The following is an 803-nucleotide window of genomic DNA, read 5'->3' on the forward strand; positions in this document are numbered from 1 at the left end:
CGCATCGGCCGCTCGGGTGCCGCCTCGAGCGCGTCGGCCAAGCTGTGCAGCGCCTGCTGCATATAACCACACACGCGATCGGGATCCAGCGACTCCACCACCTGCGCCGTTAGCCCCAGCGCCTGCCCGAAGTCCTCGACCGACAGCGTCAACGGATAGCTGGTGCGTTCCTCTGCACTCAGTTGCTCGACGCCCGGTAGTCTGCCGCGCTCGCCCGAGGACATGGCATTGTGCCGGTAATTGAGCAGCGCACTGAACAGCGGCGCGCCGGCTGGCACCGCGCTGCAGCGCTGCGCCAGTGCCAACGACGCATGCTCATGCTCGAGCAGCGCAGCGAGCCGCGCATGGGTGGCTCGCGCGGCTGACGCCACGCTGCCGTCTAGCGCTACGCGCAGCGGCAACGTATTGATAAACAGCCCCATCGCGCTGTCGGCGCCGCTACCTGCCTGCATGCGCCCAAACAGCACCGTGCCGAACACCACCCGCGGCTGACCGCTCGCGCGCGCGAGCACTTGCGCCCATGCCAGATGGCACAGGCTGGCCAGACTCACACCCAGGCGTCTGGCTTGCGCGCGGAGCCGATCGTTCAATGCTGGCGGTAACATCCGGTGCGCTTCGTGCACGTGTGCGCCATCGCGATGCACCTGCGCAAGACCGAATGGCAGCGTGGGTTCGTCCACGTCCGCGAGCCACTCGGTAAAGAAACGCGTATGCTCGGCTTGGCTCACGCCCAAGCGCGCTTGCGCAACCAGATGACGGAACGGCTGCGCTGCGGGTAGCGTCTCGCCCCGGCCTTCGATGAA

At 67.4% G+C, this 803-nt stretch carries 1 protein-coding gene; it reads right to left on the reverse strand.

Annotation, left to right across the window (positions count from 1 at the left end; translation table 11 throughout):
• Positions 1-803: condensation domain-containing protein (locus KQH60_RS14490; protein WP_237577114.1), on the reverse strand; the 803-nt coding region annotated here is incomplete at both ends.

The sequence above is a fragment of the Mycetohabitans sp. B8 genome, assembly GCF_021991875.1.
GTDB lineage: Bacteria > Pseudomonadota > Gammaproteobacteria > Burkholderiales > Burkholderiaceae > Mycetohabitans.